The 16,994-nt window shown below is 48.1% G+C and carries 14 protein-coding genes; 10 read left to right on the plus strand and 4 right to left on the minus strand.

Annotated elements, in window-relative coordinates:
- Positions 1-214: 214 nt before the first annotated feature.
- From alaS to FCL47_RS16905, 8 genes are all read left to right on the plus strand, one after another.
- The gene (gene alaS, locus FCL47_RS16870; RefSeq protein WP_136814704.1) at positions 215-2,863 is read left to right on the plus strand and encodes an alanine--tRNA ligase; all 2,649 of its coding nucleotides are present in this window, start codon (positions 215-217) and stop codon (positions 2,861-2,863) included.
- Between the two features lie 287 nt (positions 2,864-3,150).
- Positions 3,151-3,576 carry an ATP synthase F0 subunit B gene (locus tag FCL47_RS16875; RefSeq protein WP_136814705.1) on the plus strand — a complete coding sequence of 142 codons (426 nt, stop codon included), beginning with the start codon at positions 3,151-3,153 and terminating at the stop codon, positions 3,574-3,576.
- Between the two features lie 2 nt (positions 3,577-3,578).
- Positions 3,579-4,271, plus strand: coding sequence for an ATP synthase F0 subunit B (locus FCL47_RS16880; protein ID WP_136814706.1), 693 nt, complete (start codon positions 3,579-3,581; stop codon positions 4,269-4,271).
- Positions 4,268-4,813: an ATP synthase F1 subunit delta gene (gene atpH / locus FCL47_RS16885; RefSeq protein ID WP_136814707.1), complete on the plus strand. Its 546-nt coding sequence runs from the start codon at positions 4,268-4,270 to the stop codon at positions 4,811-4,813. The genes FCL47_RS16880 and atpH overlap by 4 nt, the downstream gene beginning before the upstream one ends.
- The gene (gene atpA, locus FCL47_RS16890; RefSeq protein WP_136814708.1) at positions 4,814-6,337 is read left to right on the plus strand and encodes a F0F1 ATP synthase subunit alpha; all 1,524 of its coding nucleotides are present in this window, start codon (positions 4,814-4,816) and stop codon (positions 6,335-6,337) included.
- A 126-nt stretch (positions 6,338-6,463) separates the two neighbouring features.
- Positions 6,464-7,333 carry an ATP synthase F1 subunit gamma gene (gene atpG / locus FCL47_RS16895; RefSeq protein ID WP_136814709.1) on the plus strand — a complete coding sequence of 290 codons (870 nt, stop codon included), beginning with the start codon at positions 6,464-6,466 and terminating at the stop codon, positions 7,331-7,333.
- Positions 7,334-7,382: 49 nt separating this feature from the next.
- Positions 7,383-8,798, plus strand: coding sequence for a F0F1 ATP synthase subunit beta (atpD, locus tag FCL47_RS16900; RefSeq protein WP_136814710.1), 1,416 nt, complete (start codon positions 7,383-7,385; stop codon positions 8,796-8,798).
- A gap of 158 nt (positions 8,799-8,956) precedes the next feature.
- Entirely contained in the window at positions 8,957-9,367 is a 411-nt protein-coding gene (locus FCL47_RS16905) for a F0F1 ATP synthase subunit epsilon (RefSeq protein WP_136814711.1), read from the plus strand.
- A gap of 186 nt (positions 9,368-9,553) precedes the next feature.
- Here FCL47_RS16905 and FCL47_RS16910 read toward each other — a convergent pair whose 3' ends face one another.
- The 4 genes from FCL47_RS16910 to FCL47_RS16925 all read right to left on the minus strand — a co-directional run bounded on the left by FCL47_RS16910 (position 9,554) and on the right by FCL47_RS16925 (position 15,211).
- Entirely contained in the window at positions 9,554-11,371 is a 1,818-nt protein-coding gene (locus FCL47_RS16910; protein ID WP_136814712.1) for an N-acetylmuramoyl-L-alanine amidase, read from the minus strand.
- Between the two features lie 167 nt (positions 11,372-11,538).
- Positions 11,539-14,190, minus strand: a complete 2,652-nt coding sequence (mutS, locus tag FCL47_RS16915; protein WP_240744275.1) for a DNA mismatch repair protein MutS — start codon at positions 14,188-14,190, stop codon at positions 11,539-11,541.
- Between the two features lie 5 nt (positions 14,191-14,195).
- Positions 14,196-14,711, minus strand: coding sequence for an HIT domain-containing protein (locus tag FCL47_RS16920; RefSeq protein WP_136814714.1), 516 nt, complete (start codon positions 14,709-14,711; stop codon positions 14,196-14,198).
- Positions 14,708-15,211 carry a metallophosphoesterase family protein gene (locus tag FCL47_RS16925; protein WP_136814715.1) on the minus strand — a complete coding sequence of 168 codons (504 nt, stop codon included), beginning with the start codon at positions 15,209-15,211 and terminating at the stop codon, positions 14,708-14,710. Before FCL47_RS16925 ends, FCL47_RS16920 begins: the two co-directional genes overlap by 4 nt.
- Positions 15,212-15,464: 253 nt before the next feature.
- Here FCL47_RS16925 and efp point away from each other — a divergent pair, with 253 nt between their 5' ends.
- Positions 15,465-16,028, plus strand: coding sequence for an elongation factor P (gene efp / locus FCL47_RS16930; protein WP_136814716.1), 564 nt, complete (start codon positions 15,465-15,467; stop codon positions 16,026-16,028).
- A 6-nt stretch (positions 16,029-16,034) separates the two neighbouring features.
- Positions 16,035-16,955 (plus strand): EF-P lysine aminoacylase EpmA, encoded by a 921-nt coding sequence (epmA, locus tag FCL47_RS16935; protein WP_136814717.1) that lies wholly within the window; start codon positions 16,035-16,037, stop codon positions 16,953-16,955.
- The last annotated feature ends 39 nt before the right edge of the window (positions 16,956-16,994 follow it).

Consider the following 16,994-nt stretch of genomic DNA (forward strand, 5'->3'; position numbering starts at 1 on the left):
TCATTTACGATGGCGTCCTAAAAACCCCAAAAGGGAGAACTGCTGTTGTCTGTGTCGCTGGTGCAATTTTTCTTACATTGCGGCGTTTTCCCGTACACTGCGCTGAAAGAAAAATCTTACGGCTTACGTATGAAAAACTTTTACTAATCCATCATGAATTTTGGTTTTTGACGAGTTCGTAAATATTTAATTTAACAGGTTTTGCCAGAAAGTTATGAAAGGAAATGAAATTCGCAGCAGATTTTTGAATTACTTTAAGGATCGCGGCCATACCGTTGTTGACAGTTCTTCTCTCGTGCCCAAGGACGATCCGACCCTGCTCTTTGTCAATGCAGGCATGGTACAGTTTAAAACTGTATTTATGGGAGAAGAAAAAAAAGATTATATACGGGCAGTTACCAGCCAACGCTGCGTCCGGGCAGGCGGCAAGCATAACGATCTGGAAAATGTTGGGTATACGGCCAGACATCATACTTTTTTTGAGATGTTGGGAAATTTTTCGTTCGGCGACTATTTCAAAGAGGATGCCATACGATATGCCTGGGATTTTTTGACGGGAGAACTTGGCCTGAACCCTCAAGATCTCTGGGTGTCCATATATGATGATGACGATGAAGCACATGGTCTGTGGGAGAAGATTGAAGCGCTCCCCAAAGGTCGAATCGTCCGGATGGGTGAAAAGGATAATTTCTGGGCAATGGGAGATACCGGACCATGCGGGCCGTGTTCAGAGATTCATATTGATCAGGGTGCGGCGGCCGGATGCGGTCGGCCGGAATGTGCATTGGGCTGTGACTGCGATCGCTTTTTAGAGCTGTGGAATCTGGTATTTATGCAGTTCAATCGCTCTGAGGACGGGACACTGACACCTCTGCCAAAACCGAGTATAGATACCGGCATGGGGTTGGAAAGAGTGGCAGCTGTATTGCAGGGCAAATTCAACAATTACGATTCAGATCTTTTTCTTCCTATTATAGCCAAGATTGAACAGCTTTCCCAAAAAAGCTACCGTGTTAATGCACAGGACGATACCGCTATGCGGGTTATCGCCGATCATGCCCGGGCAACGACCTTTCTGGTTTCTGACGGGGTATTGCCATCGAACGAGGGCCGGGGGTATGTCCTGCGCAGAATAATGCGCCGGGCAGTTCGTTATGGAAAATATCTGGGTCTGGACAAACCCTTTATGGGACAGGTCACCAGCGCGGTTGTTGCCGAAATGATCGGCGCCTATCCGCATCTGGCCGATGCAACGGCCCTGTTGACGAAGGTTGTCGACAATGAAGAAGAGCGTTTCCGGGAAACCCTGGAGCATGGCCTGGCATTGCTTGATGAGGAAATCGCCCGACGTGCGGGGGATGCCTCCCCGGTCATTTCGGGGAGCTTTATCTTCAAGCTCTATGACACCTTTGGCTTTCCCTTTGATATTGTGAGAGATATTGCTCTGGAAAGAGGTCTCGGTTTCGATGAAGCCGGTTTTAGCGCTGAGATGGACAACCAGCGACGCAAGTCGAGGCATTCGCGCAAGGATGAAGGTGTACGACTTCTTGGCGAGGGGGTGAAAAGTCTTGCCGAAGAAGGCAAAAAAACAGAATTCATCGGCTATGATGCATCATCGGTGAATACCAGTGTCGAGGGCCTGCTCAATATGCAAGGGGACAGGGTGGAACGTTTGCGGGCAGGCGAGAGCGGCCATCTCTTTGTCCGCAGGACCCCTTTTTACGCGGAGTCGGGGGGGCAGGTCGGTGATTGTGGTGAGCTGGCTTGGCCAGGTGGCCGGGCGAAAGTGATCGGCACATCGGTTGAGGGAGAAAAAATTTTCCTCCATAAGGTAGAAATAGAACAAGGAGAACTGGCCGTCGCGACTGAAGTGGTCTTGTCTGTTGCAGAGGATCGGCGGGGGGATATTGCGGCGCATCATTCGGCAACGCATCTGCTCCAGGCGGCGTTGCGCAAGGTCCTTGGCGATCATGTCAAACAGGCAGGTTCTTTAGTTGGGCCGGATCGACTGCGATTCGATTTCACTCATTTTTCACCATTATCTGTCGAGGAAACCGAAGAAATTGAATATCTGGTCAACCAGAAAATTCGACAAAACAGCTCGGTTACAACACAGCTTCTGGCCAAGGAAGACGCAATTAAAGGCGGGGCCACAGCTCTTTTTGGTGAGAAATACGACGACAACGTTCGTGTTGTGTCTATGGCCGATTTCAGTAAAGAATTGTGTGGCGGTACTCATGTCCGAGCCACGGGTGACATAGGTGTTTTCAAGATCCAGTCAGAGAGTGGTATAGCTTCCGGGGTTCGGCGTATAGAAGCTCTGGCCGGACGCGCGGCTTTTGCCGAAATACAGGCTATGACGAGAAGAGAGCGTCTGGCAGGGGCATTGCTGAATGCCGGCAGCGCCGAAGAAATTGTCGGGAAGATTGAAACCTTGCTTAAAAATCTCAAATCCCAGGAGAAACAGGTCGCCGATTTGTCCAGACAGCTGGCGAGTTCGGACCTGGATGCAGTCTTTAACAATGCCGTGCTGGTGGACGGCTTGAAAGTGATAGGTGCGGAGATCCCCCTTGACAGTCCGAAGACACTTCGCGACGTTGGTGATAAAGTGCGCGAGGGTCTCGGTTCCGGGGTCGCTGTTCTGGGGGGGACTATTAACGGCAAAGCCGCGCTTCTGGCAATCGTCAGCAGTGATTTAACTCTGCGGATAAAAGCGGGCGATCTCGTCAACAGCATAGCGAAAATCGTTGGTGGTAAAGGCGGTGGGCGGCCTGATATGGCTCAGGCTGGCGGGCCTATGGTCGATAAGCTCAGCGAAGCAATCAGGTCCGTTCCTAAGGCTGTGCAGAATCTGCTGCAATAAAAATGTACACAGGCCAGATTGAAATTATGCGGCGCATCACGCGCATCTGCCTGCATTTTTATGGAGGACTTGCCTTTCAACTTTACGGAGGACGAAATATATAAATTAGTTGACAGCACAACATATTTACAGTAAGAATTTTTTGCTGTTAGTGAATGGTCGTTCATTTTATTTCTGGTGATTTTAGACCTTTAATTTCAAGAAAAACTGTAATGCGGTCATCATTCATTGCCTCAATGAATGTCAATTTTTTTTTTCGTTATCCTAGTTAAGCAGGAGCTACTGACATGATTACGACGGATATCACTTTGTTTATTCAGATTGTTAACATGATTGTACTCATGTTTCTCCTTAATGGAGTCCTCTATAAGCCTATTCGGAGGATTCTCAAGGAGAGATCTGGAAAACTGCAGGGAATGCAGGAAGAGATCTCGAAATTCGAGAAAAACGCAAAACTCCGGCAGGAAGAGGTTGATGCAAAGATGGCTCAGGCTTCTGGTAAGGCCAAAGCCGCACTCGACACCGCGCGAGCTGGAGCACAAGTAGCCGGCGACGAAAAGCTGGCGGCAATTAAGGCAGAGGCTGATGCGGTCAAGGAAGGCAAACTCGCCGAACTTAAGGCAGAGATTGGTACAGCCAGAACTAGTTTGCAGGCCGATTTGAGTGGGTTTGCAACCGAAATGGCAAGCAAAATTCTGGGGAGGAGTATCTAATAATGAATGGAGAGAAGCATATTGCACGGCTGATAAGCCTGCTGACATTGACTCTTTGGTTCGCTCTGTCTTTCGGAACGGTTTTCGCATCTGAAACTGGAGCCCATGCACCGGCCGGTGATCAGGCGATGACCGCTGAGTCCACACATGCCGGCGATGCTGCTGCCCCGGCGCACGGCGAAGGTGGTCATGCAGTCAGCAACAGCCTGTCGGCCGCCAAGGTCAAAGATCTCGGCTGGCGGGTGGTCAACTTCATCGCCCTGATGATTATTCTGGTAAAGTTTGGTGCCAAACCGATTGGTTCCGGTCTTTCCTCACGCCGCAAGAAAATCAAGGATGAGATTGAGACTCTGGAGCAGAAACGGGCGGCAGCTGAGAGTTCATACAATGAATTTCAGGCTAAACTGGCCACGGTCGAATCAGAAATAGACAAGATTGTGGAACGGGCTATCGCCCAAGCCGAAGTTGAGAAAGCCAAGATTCTCGAGAAGGCTGAGCAGGGAGCCGCCGATTTAATGCGTTCAGCTGAAATGGCTGTGCAGAATCAGGTCACTGAAGCTCGGCGAACCCTCAAAAACGAGGTGGCCGACCAGGCGGCTGTTATTGCCGAAGAAATCATCGTCAAGAATCTCACCATGGATGACCAGGTGAAGATCATCGAAACTTATTTAGATAAAGTGGGGGCCGTACAGTGAAACAGACTATCCTCGCAAAAAGATACGCCAAGGCAATATTCACCGTCGGTCAGGAGCAGAAAAAATACGAAGAGTACGGAGAGGTTCTCCAAGGCCTGGCCGATTTATATTTGAGTCATCCGGAGGTTGTTGACGCTCTGACTAATCCCCTCTATCCAATGGATGTTAAAGAAAATGTCATGAAAGGGATAGTAGGTTCCATGAAGGTTGATACGATCATGGGCAACTTTCTCAATCTTTTAGTTCAGAAAAAACGGGCAGAAATATTGCCGGAAATAGCTGTAGCCTATCAGACCATGGTTGATGAAGCAAAAAACATCAGCCATGGCAATGTTATTTCAGCAATTGAGCTGAGTGATGAGTTAAAAGAAAATGTACAAACAATTTTAGAAAAGTTAACAGGCAAGAAAGTTAAACTCACAACCAGTGTCGACCAATCCATCATTGGCGGTATCATTGCCCAGGTTGGTGATCTGGTTTTGGACGGGAGTATAAAGACCCAGCTTGCAGGTTTAAAAGATTCCATTAAGGGGAGAGAATAGATGCAGATTAAAGCCGCAGAAATTAGTCAGATTATCAAAGATCAGATTGGGGCCTATGAGACCAGCGTTGATCTGAACGAGACTGGTACCGTTATCTCCGTAGGCGACGGTATTGCCCGTGTTTATGGCGTACAGAACTGTATGGCCATGGAACTGTTGGAATTTCCTGGTGGAATTATGGGCCTTGCCCTGAACCTTGAAGCTGACAACGTTGGTTGTGCTGTTCTTGGCAACGTGTCCAATATCAAAGAGGGCGATATTGTCAAACGTACCGGAAAAATCGCCGAGGTACCAGTAGGACCCGCCATGGCTGGTCGTGTTGTTGATGGCATTGGCTCACCCATCGATGGACTCGGGCCAATCAACTCTGAATTCACCTCAAAAATTGAAGTGCTGGCTCCTGGTGTTATCGCCAGAAAAGGTGTTCATCAGCCCTGTTATACCGGTTCCAAGGCTGTTGATGCCATGACCCCGGTTGGCAAGGGGCAGCGTGAGTTGATTATCGGTGACCGTCAGATTGGTAAGACTTCTCTTTGTGTTGATGCTATCATTGCACAGAAAAATACTGACGTACATTGCATCTATGTGGCTGTCGGCCAGAAAAAATCAACCGTTGCTCTGGTTGTAGAGGCCCTCAGAAAGCATGGCGCGATGGAATACACCACCGTGGTTTCCGCATGTGCCTCCGATCCGGCTCCAATGCAGTATATCGCGCCTTTTGCCGGTTGCTCCATGGGCGAATATTATCGCGACAACGGGATGCATGCTCTCATCATTTACGATGATCTCTCCAAGCAGGCTGTTGCCTATCGTGAACTTTCTCTGCTGCTGCGCCGCCCGCCGGGACGTGAAGCATATCCTGGTGATATTTTCTTTAACCATTCGCGTCTGCTGGAACGCTCGGCAAAGGTCAATGACGAGCTCGGAGCGGGCTCCCTCACCGCCCTGCCGATCATCGAAACTCAGGCTGGAGACGTTTCCGCCTTTATTCCGACGAACGTTATTTCTATTACCGATGGTCAGGTCTATCTTGAGCCGAACCTGTTCTTCTCTGGTGTTCGTCCGGCTATCAACGTAGGTCTTTCCGTATCCCGCGTCGGTGGTTCCGCCCAGGTAAAAGCGATGAAGCAGGTTGCAGGTACCCTCCGGCTGGATCTTGCCCAGTATCGTGAGCTCGCCGCGTTTGCTGCTTTCGGCTCAGATCTCGATGCCAGTACCCAGGCCAAACTGACCCGCGGGGAAAGGCTGGTTGAAATTCTCAAGCAACCGCAATATCAACCGCTGCCAATGGAGAAGCAGGTCACTATTCTCTACGCTGGCTCCAACGGCTATCTTGACAAACTGCCTATTGATACCCTGGCTGACTATGAGAGAGAATTGTACAATTATATTGAATCCAACGAGTCGAGTATTTTCAGTGATCTGGTTGCGGAAGAGAAATTTACCGATGCAATCAAGGAGAAACTTAACAAGGTACTGACGAGCTTTGGCGATACTTTCAAGGCGACAAAAGGTCTTAACTAACCCATTAAAAGTGTGAGGTGCTTTTCAGCACCTCCCTGAGGGGGGTAAGTTCCTTCACGAAATGACTACTTACCAAAAATACTAAGGAACTCATTTCCAAGTCACTAATTTCATATAGGTCAAAATATGGCGACTCTAAAGGAAGTAAAAACCAAAATCTCGGGTGTCAAAAAAACAGCCCAGATCACCAAAGCCATGAATATGGTGGCTGCGGCGAAACTGCGTGGTGCCCAGGAAAAGATGGAGGACTTTAGACCGTACACGGCAAAATTTGTTGAAGCGATGTCCAATCTTTCTGGTGGTGCGAACACCAATGCCTTTCCATTGATGGAAAATCGAGATGTAAAGGCAGTGGAATTGGTGGTTGTTACCTCTGATCGTGGGCTGTGCGGCTCCTTCAATGCCAACATCATTAAACTTGCGTTGCAAAAGATGGTGGAATATGAAGGACAGGGCAAAAAAGTAAGTTTTGTCTGTGTCGGTAAAAAAGGATATCAGCTGTTACGAAAAACGGACAAGGTCAGAAAAAGGTATAATGAAACAATGGGGAACTTCCAGATGTTTCATGCCAGGGAAATTGCTACGGATCTCGCAGATAATTTTCTGAACGGTACAACTGATAAGGTTGAAATATTATTTGGTGAATTCCAGTCAGTCGTTCGTCAGGTACCCGCAGTTGCACCTTTTTTGCCTGTTCAACCTGTTGCGGCGGAAGAAGGTGCCGAGAAGAAAATCACTGGTGACTATATTTACGAGCCTTCCAGCGAGGAGATCATGGATGTCCTCCAGCCCCTGTATCTCAACGTACAGATTTATCATGCAATGCTTGAAGTGGGGGCAGGCGAACATGCTGCCCGTATGACGGCAATGGATAATGCCACCAATGCATGCAAGGATATTGTCAAAAACCTGACAGTTGTCTACAACAAGGCTCGACAGGCTGCCGTTACAAGTGAGCTTATGGACATCGTTGGCGGTGCAGAAGCCCTGAAATAATAATTTATCAAATTGATAATCAACGACTTTAGAGGAGGGGTAAAGCCCAATGAGTGAGCAAAAAATAGGAAAAATTACCCAGGTCATCGGACCTGTAGTTGACGTGGAATTTGAGCCTGGAAAATTGCCTGCCATCATGAATGCCTGTTTTGTAACCAATCCTGGCATAAACGATGTTGAGGACAATCTGGTTATCGAAGTTGCCCAGCATCTCGGTGACAATGCCTGTCGCTGTATTGCCATGGACCAGACCGATGGTCTGGTACGGGGCATGCAAGTGAGAGATAGCGGATTACCGATTACCATTCCGGTAGGACCTGCTTCACTTGGTCGAATCATGAATGTTGTTGGCAGACCTGTTGATGGTTTGGGACCTATCGTATCAGATAAAACCCTGCCTATTCATCGCGACGCACCTGAATTCACTGAGCTGGATACTGAGGTACGTGTTCTCGCCACCGGAATCAAAGTCATAGATCTGCTCGTGCCTTTCCCGCTTGGCGGCAAGATGGGACTGTTCGGTGGCGCCGGTTGTGGTAAGACGGTTATCATGATGGAGATGGTTAACAATATCGCCCAGCATCATGGCGGTATTTCAGTTTTCTGTGGTGTCGGCGAGCGTACTCGTGAGGGGAATGATCTCTACCACGAAATGAAGGATTCCGGCGTTCTGCCTAAAGCTGCTCTGGTGTATGGGCAGATGACCGAACCCCCTGGCGCCCGTGCTCGTGTTGCCTTGACCGGTCTCACCGCAGCAGAGTATTTCCGCGATGAAGAGGGACAGGACGTTCTGTTCTTCGTTGATAACATTTTCCGTTTTACCCAGGCTGGTTCCGAAGTGTCCGCGTTGCTTGGCCGTATTCCTTCTGCTGTTGGTTATCAACCGACACTGGCAACTGACCTTGGTGCGTTGCAGGAGAGGATTACCTCCACTACCAAAGGGTCGATTACCGCCGTTCAATGCGTATACGTACCCGCTGATGACTTGACCGATCCTGCACCGGCAACCACCTTTGCGCATCTTGATGGAACTGTTGTTCTTTCACGACAGATCTCTGAGCTCGGTATCTATCCTGCTGTGGATCCTCTTGACTCTACCTCGAGAATCCTTGATCCAAATGTAATCGGTGAAGAGCATTATCAGGTGGCGCGTGGGGTTCAGGTTTCCCTCCAGAAATATAAAGATCTTCAGGACATTATTGCAATTCTCGGTATGGATGAACTTTCCGAGGAAGATCAGCAGCTCGTTTCGAGGGCCAGAAAAATTCAGCGATACCTGTCACAGCCGTTCACGGTTGCAGAAGTTTTTACCGGTATGCCAGGCAAATTCGTCAAGGTTGCCGATACGGTTCAGGGATTCAAAGAGATTCTGGAAGGAAAACATGATGATCTCAATGAAAACTCCTTCTATATGGTCGGTTCTATAGATGAAGCCGTAGCGAAAGACGCCAAATCCAAGTCATAAAAGATAATCTAGTTTTAGATACTACTCCCGAGGGGGGATAGCGCCTTGCGCTATGCCCCTTGCGGGGTGCAGGTACTTTTAAAAAATCCGCTTTTCGGCCAAACAGGAGCGGAAAAGAGAAATTTAAAGTACAAATAATTTGCTCAAGAGGATATCCGATGGGACAACAGATAAGACTTGAGGTCGTTACTCCGACCGGCGCGAAGGTTAACGAAGATGTTGATATCGTTAATGCTCCCGGCTATGGCGGAGACTTCGGCGTACTGGCTAATCACGCGCCTTTTCTGTCGACAATTAAAATCGGTACTCTTACCTATGAGAACGGCAAAAAAAGAGAATCCCTCATGATCAGTGGAGGATTCTGCGAGGTCTCAAATAATAAGATCACCTTTCTCGTTGAGAGTGCCGAAGCCGGCAGTGAAATAGATGTTGAAAGGGCAATGAGAGCAAAAGAAAGAGCTGAAAAGCGACTTGCTCAGGCTGCTCAGCAAACGGACAATTTTAATCGTAGAAGAGCGGAAATCGCTCTGCAGCGTGCGCTTGCCCGATTGAAAGTTGCAAACCGTTAGTGACTGAGAAATTCATATCCCTCCATAAGGGGTACTGAAAAGATTCGGTAAAAGTTTTTGGCGTAATGAGCTGAATACTGAAGAAACAAATAAAAAAGGGTCGCTCTCGCGAGAGAGCGGCCCTTTTTTATTTGATGGATCGGCACGAGCGCTCAGGACATCAAATAGTGTTGTCAGAAAGCAGTATCATTTATCGAGGGAGAGCTGCGCCGTTGTCTTACTCACATAGGCACGGATGCCACTGGCAATTTGCTCTGTGATCATCGTCATGAATCTCGGATCCTGTAAATTTTGGGAATCCTGTTCATTACTGATGAAAGCTACTTCAATCAGGATGGCCGGCATTTGGGCACCAATCAAAACATAAAACGGTGCCTGTTTGACGCCAAGGTTTTTTATATCGGCATAGCCGTTGCTCTTTGCCCCTTCAACAATGGTGCTGTGCACCTGCTGCGCCAATCTGGAAGATTCACTGATCTTCGAATTTTTCATAATATCCGACAGAATATCCTGAAGATCGCTCATCTGATGCGTGGATGTGGCATTTTCCAGGGCAGCAACCCTCATTGCCTCTGCATTGGTACTCAAATTGAGATAGTATGTTTCAAGCCCGCGAACTTGTGCCGATGGATGCGCGTTTACATGAAGCGACACAAAGAGGTCACCATTCTGCGTATTGGCAATTGCGGTACGTTCTTCAAGAGGTATAAAAACATCTTGATTCCGGGTTAGAATTACCTGGCAATGGAGCTCTTTTTCAAGAATGGGGGCAAGCTTTGTGGCAAGATCGAGCACTATATCTTTTTCTTTCAAACCAAAGGCCATGGCGCCTGGATCCTTTCCTCCATGACCTGGATCGAGAATAATTTTTCTAACCCCTAAGCCAAGCTGTTGCGCCAGAGAAAGAGGCGCGCTGGATGAGACTTCTTCTATCTTGGGCTCATTTTTAGAAGGGGATGGGGAAAGTACTATCTTTTTGGCACCTCGCAAAACGGCAATGTCTCTTTTCTTGGTGTGTTCTGTTATTCCGGGGATATCCTGCCGGTGGCCGACGATTTTGCCAGATGGGAGCTGCGCGGATTTTTTACTTTCGCCGCGGACATCTATCACCACTCTGAAAGGATTCGGCAGGTTAAATATTTTGTAATCGCCAATGGACTGAAGATCCAGAACAACGCGAACTGTATCCGGATTCAACTGCGCGGTGTGAATACCGCGAAGAAGCCCTCCCTTGATAGGAACAGGCGCTCGATACTGCGGTGCAATGTAGCTCTTATTGAAGTCTATGTAGAGTTTGTTCAGCGCTTTCGGCGTCTCTTCTCTCTGGAAATCCTTATAGCTGACCGGGGCGGAAGATTTGATTACGACCCGCGTATAATTGTCTGAAGACCAATATTTAACGGGAAGTACATCACTGAGCTTGTTATGGCCGAAAGACGACAGTATTGATTTTGGCAAGGCGATATCATTCTCCCTGGATAACCCTTTCAGGAGTTCCTCCGCCTGCGGGCGCATGTCACTTTTGGGATACTTATTTACGATTTCAATGAGAGGATCTGCGGCCCTGCGGGGGTCGTTTTTTTTGTCCAGGTAGAGTTGGGCGAGGGCAAAATAGGCATCGTCTGCCAGACGATGGCGGGGAAAGAGTCGTGCGGTGTCTTTAAAGTAGGATATGGCTTCATTGAGATCATTGCTGTTGTGAAAATGATCATGCATATCACCATACATCCGCCCAAGCATATAGAGGCAGGCAGGTGCCAGATCGGTTTTTGGACTGGAAAGATAGATCCGGCGGAAATCTCTCGCCCCTTTCAACCAGTTATCCCTGGAGGCGGAGAGGCCTGTATCCGTCTGTAGTTGCTGGTAATATGACTTGGCTGCATTGTATCGATCGGCTGGAGGCTGCTGTTTCCAGGTGGTATGACCGGCAGCGAGGAGGTCAAACGGCAGGAGAAGTAGCTGTAAAACAATTGCGAGGTAAAGAAAAATGGGTCTACTGCTCATGGTGAAAAAAGTGGTGCCCCACGCTTCAGAGGATGATTGTGAAAATTTATTGTATAAATCCAATAATTAATCGGAACTATTCTCAGTATACCTAAAAGCAGGGACCATGGCAAAGTAAATAGTGGGGTGGCTTTTGACGGCTGCTGAACCCGGTAAGAGCAATGGCATCAGGTTTTCAGCATATCCTTTAATGCATACAGGGCCTGCAATGCATCAAGAGGAGCACATTGGTCAAGGTTGAGGCGGTGCAGATAGTCCCTTATCGGATCGTCAGGAGGGGAGAAAAGAGTAAGTTGATCCGGATGCTTTTTGGTCCTGGTCGATTTTTTGCGGATGGACGGAGAATGTGTGGTCTGGCCGAATTTGCCGTGTTCAATGTCCCGGAGTATCTCACCGGCCCGAAGGACGACGTTATCCGGAACTCCTGCCAGGCCGGCAACCTGGATGCCATAGCTCCGGCTTGTTCCCCCTTTTACCAGTTTATGGAGAAAAATGATATTGCCCTGCCATTCACGTACGGCTATCGAATAGTTTTGTACTCGCTTATTGATTTTCGCCAGTTCGGTCAATTCATGATAGTGGGTGGCAAAGAGCGTTTTTACTCCTTTGTTATTTTTCTGTACCAGGTCTTCCGCTACAGCCCAGGCTATGGACAATCCATCGTAGGTAGAGGTTCCCCGGCCGATTTCATCAAGAATTATTAAACTTTTCTCGGTCGCATTATTTAAGATATTAGCCGTCTCGCTCATTTCCACCATAAAGGTCGATTGGCCACGGCGTAAATCGTCCATGGCGCCAACCCTGGTGAAAATTCGATCGACAATGCCGATAACAGCTTTCTGCGCCGGGACGTAGCACCCCATCTGGGCCATAAGGACAATGAGCGCAGTTTGTCGGAGAACCGTTGATTTCCCAGCCATGTTGGGACCGGTGATGATGAGCACCTCATCGGATGTCTGGTCAAGATGGACATCATTGGGTACAAATTTACCGGATGGCAGGCTTCTTTCAATGACGGGATGCCTCCCTTCAACAATCTGAATCTCATCGCCATCATTCATCTCCGGTCGGCGATAATTAAACAGGTGGGCCATTTCACCGTTGGCGGACAAAAAATCCAGCTGGGCGAGAAGGTGGGCGGTTTGCAGCAGGCGGCTGCTGTTTTCTGCCAGTTGTGCACGAATTTCGAGAAAAAGCAGGTATTCGAGCTCCACTCGTCGGTCCTGCGCTCCGACAACCTTATTCTCAAATTCTTTGAGTTCGGGAGTGATGAACCGTTCGGCATTGACCAGGGTTTGTTTCCTGATATAGGAATCGGGTACTTTGTCAGCCTGTATTTTGCTGACCTCAATAAAATATCCGAACACCTTATTATACCCGATTTTCAGCTTGCCAATTCCCGTCGCTTCGCGTTCTCTGCCTTCCAGCTCAAGGATCATCTGCTTGCCATCGCGCAGCAGATGGACCAGTTCATCCAGTTCTTCGTTGTATCCGCTTTTGATGAGATGGCCTTCGCGCAGGGTAACAGGCGCTTCAGGGTGCACTGCTTTCTCGAGCAATGCATGGAGGTCGGTAAGAGGGTCGAATTGATTTCGGAGATCGATCAATTTTCGGGTGTCGCACTGCTTGAGCAGGGTGTAAATAGCCGGTAGACAGGCAAAGGATTTTTTCATGGCCAGCATATCCCTGCCGTTTCCCGAGCCGAGTATCATCCGGCCGTTCAGTCGTTCCAGATCGTATACCTGCTCAAGCAGGCTACGTAATTCTTTACGGACCGAGCTGTTCTTAAAAAAGAAAGAAACGGCGTCCAGTCGATTGATAATTCGGTCTTTATCCTGCAAAGGAAAAAGTAGATTATGTTTCAGCAGTCTTGCTCCCATTGGCGTACAGGTGTGATCAAGAACCGACAGCAGAGATCCCTGCCGCTGGCCTCCGACGATGGTCTGGGTCAGTTCGAGATTTCTTCTCGAGGAATCGTCGATATGCAGGATGCAATTGGTGTCCAGCGGGGATAATTTTTCTATATGATCGACAGCAGTCTTCTGGGTTTCTTGAATATATTCAAGCAATACCCCCGCGGCGATTATTCCGGCGGTAAGTCTGCTGCAGCCAAAGCCATCCAAAGTGACCACCGCAAAATGATCACAAAGTAATTCTTTCGCGGCAGTCCCATGGTAATGCGCGCTATCACGTTCGGTGATGCAGATGCTGGGAATGAGAATGCTGATCTGTTCGATAAGGGACGCCAGACAATGTCGTTCTGTGACGGAAATGAGGAGTTCTGAAGGCATGAGGCGGGTTAACTGGTCAAGAATGTCCTCTCCGTTTTCGCTCTTATCACCGTATTCACCGACGAGAAATTCACCGGTACTGACATCGAGAAAGCTTGCGCCGTAAAGTTTTTGGCCACTGGTTTCTTTAAGCACCAGGGAACAGATATAATTATTGCTTTTATCGTCGAGGAGCAGGTCGTCGGTAATGACTCCCGGTGAAATGATGCGGACAACTTCTCTTTTAACGATCCCTTTTGCTTCAGACGGATTTTCTGTCTGTTCGCAGATGGCAACCCGGCGACCGGCTTTAATCAGTTTAGCCAGATAGTTTTGGGCCGCGTGGTAGGGTATCCCGCACATGGGCACCTGAACCGCATCGCTTTTCTTATTTCTTGAGGTGAGGGTTATGCCGAGTATTTTTGCAGCGACGATGGCGTCGTCAAAAAACATTTCATAAAAATCACCCATGCGATAGAAAAGTATGGTGTCTTCATGCTGCCCCTTAATTTCAAGGTATTGTTGCAGCATGGGTGTGAGTTGCGTCATTGTTGTCATACGTTTTTTTGATTAAGAGCAAAAAAATCAGGGAAGAGCCGGTCGAAGGTCGCTTCAATATGTTCGGGGATGGTTCGTATTTCCGCCAGCACGCTGATAAAGTTATGATCGCCATCCCACCTTGGGACGATGTGGAAATGCAGGTGATCGGCGATACCGGCACCTGCCGTAGCCCCTATGTTACAGCCGATATTGAAACCATCCGGTTTAAGATGCATTTTTAAAATAGCCGTTGCAGCCTTCACCATCTCCATGAGGGCGCAGTTTTCGACCTCGGTCAGGTCGGTGATACAGCTCAGGTGACGGAGGGGAGCTACAAGCAGATGACCATTGGCATAGGGAAAACGATTCAAAAGTACCACTGAATGGTTGTCCCGATAGAGCATCAATGTTGCTTTCCTGGCCTTGTAGTCGTAGCTGCAGCAGGTATCCGGTTCAAAGAGACAACCACCAGGTTTAGGTACATCGCCGAGCACATGTTCAATACGCCATGGGGTCCATAAGTTTTTCATATCTGTTCGGGCAGCGTATGCAGGGTGGCGCACAAGGGATCGGGACAATTCCCGTCGATTTTAAGAAGAGCGTAAGTTCCGGCGGCTCCATATCGCCCAGTGCCAGAAAAACTGCCGGGATTAATGAGCAGTGTCTTGCCGATTCTGTGGCAAACCGCCTGATGGCTATGACCGAATACAATACAGTCGGCGTTGGGGAATTGTTCCAAAACTCTCTCTTCGATAGTATGGCGAGGACCAGCTCCGTGGGTAATGCCGATGGAGTATCCGCCGAGTACAATATGTTTCTGCGGTGGTAAAATTTGCCGCGTTGTTGTATTGCACATGTTACCACACACCGCATGAATGTCCTTGCCCTTAAACGCTTGCAGGATGGATACATCGGTGAGATCTCCGGCGTGAATGATTATGTCGCAACCGGTAAAAGCTGTGGCACATTGCTGCATAAAGGATGCATCTACTGCATGGAGATGGGTATCCGAAAGGATGCCGATATACATTGTTTTTTCTCGCAGTATCGAAAAGGGGTTCATTATGGTTGGAGGTTAGCCGTCCGCACGGTGAAATTAATTCAATTTATTCCGTTATGCTATGCCAAAAACCTTTTTTTTACAGTTGCGCAATAAACCTGAAGACAGGTATAGTGCTTCGTTTAGGACAATAAAGGATACGGCTTTGCCTTTGTCCTCTGAAGAAAAACGTATATATGGCGCATGCCATTCACATAAAGAAAAGTTGATATGGAGAAGTACGATGCTCACGGCCTCTGATTTAAGAAAAGGTTTAAAAGTACAAATAGATGGGAATCCTTATATTGTGACTGATTTTGAATTCTCTAAACCGGGGAAGGGGCAGGCACTTTACCGAACCAAGATGAGAAATATGATCACCGGCAATCAACTTGTCAAAACCTATCGTTCAAATGATAAATTTGAGAAGGCCGAGCTTGAAGAGAGGAAAATGCAGTTCCTCTACAGCCAGGGAGATGAATTCCACTTTATGGATACGGAAAACTTCGAACAGCTTGTGCTCACCAGAGAACAGCTTGGTGATAATACGCATTTTCTGATCGACAATATGGAACTGGATGTGGTGTTTTACAATAATCTGCCTATCGATGTCACCCTGCCTATTTTCGTCAATCTGGCAGTAACGAAGGCCGATCCATGGGCCAAAGGCGATACTTCCGGCAACGATACCAAGCCGGTCACCGTACAGACAGGTTACGAACTCCAGGTACCCCCCTTTGTTGAAGAAGGGGATAAAATACAGATTGATACGCGGACCGGGGAATATGTTACCCGGGTAAAAGAGTAAATTCAAATGCTTGACAGAAAAAGGCTGCACCTGCGCGCAGCCTTTTTTCGTTTCATCAGATCGTTCTTTGATCACCATGGTTTTCTTGAAGTCGACACCCCCATCCGTCAACCGGTATATATTCCGGAGAGTAATATAACGCCGCTTAAATCCGAAAAGGAGTATCTGCAGACCTCACCCGAACTCTGTATGAAAAGATTGTTGGCCGCAGGGCACAGCAAGATATTCCAGATTTGTCACTGTTTTCGAAAAGAAGAGAAGGGACGATTGCATCTGGAAGAATTTCAGATGTTGGAATGGTATAGAAACGGTGCTGATTATTACCAGCTGATGGTAGACTGTGAGATGCTGTTACGATTTCTGCTAATAAACCTGCTGGAACTGCAGGCAGAGAAGAATTTTGCGGCTACATCTTTTTTTTCAGGTATCAATTTAGATCATACCTGGGAACGGTTGTCGGTTGCCGATGCGTTTGCCCGATACAGTCCGGTGCATCTGGACCAGGCTCTGCGTGAAGGACAATTCGATGAGATACTCGTTGAATATATCGAACCTTATCTGGGAACGGTTGCACCAGTTTTTCTGTACGATTATCCGGTGGAGCTCGGATCCCTTGCCAGAAAAAAGGCTGACAGGCCGACATTGGCGGAACGTTTTGAGCTGTATATAAATGGGATAGAGCTTGCCAATGGCTTTTCTGAACTCACCGATGCCGATGAGCAGCGGGCAAGATTTAACCTTGAGATAGCGGCAATAAAAGCGAATACTGGTGGTGATGTATTGATGCCGGAGCGGTTTCTCTCTGATCTGCAACAGTTGGATACTGCCGCTGGAATCGCCATGGGGCTTGACCGACTTTTTATGGTCATCATCAATGACCAGCGAATTGCAGACGCAGTAACCTTTTCACCGGAGGATTTTCGGTAAAATATTTTCTGGGTCATATGTTGGTAACTGGACCTTGTC

This window comes from Desulfopila sp. IMCC35006, from assembly GCF_005116645.1.
Classification (GTDB): Bacteria; Desulfobacterota; Desulfobulbia; order Desulfobulbales; family Desulfocapsaceae; genus Desulforhopalus_A.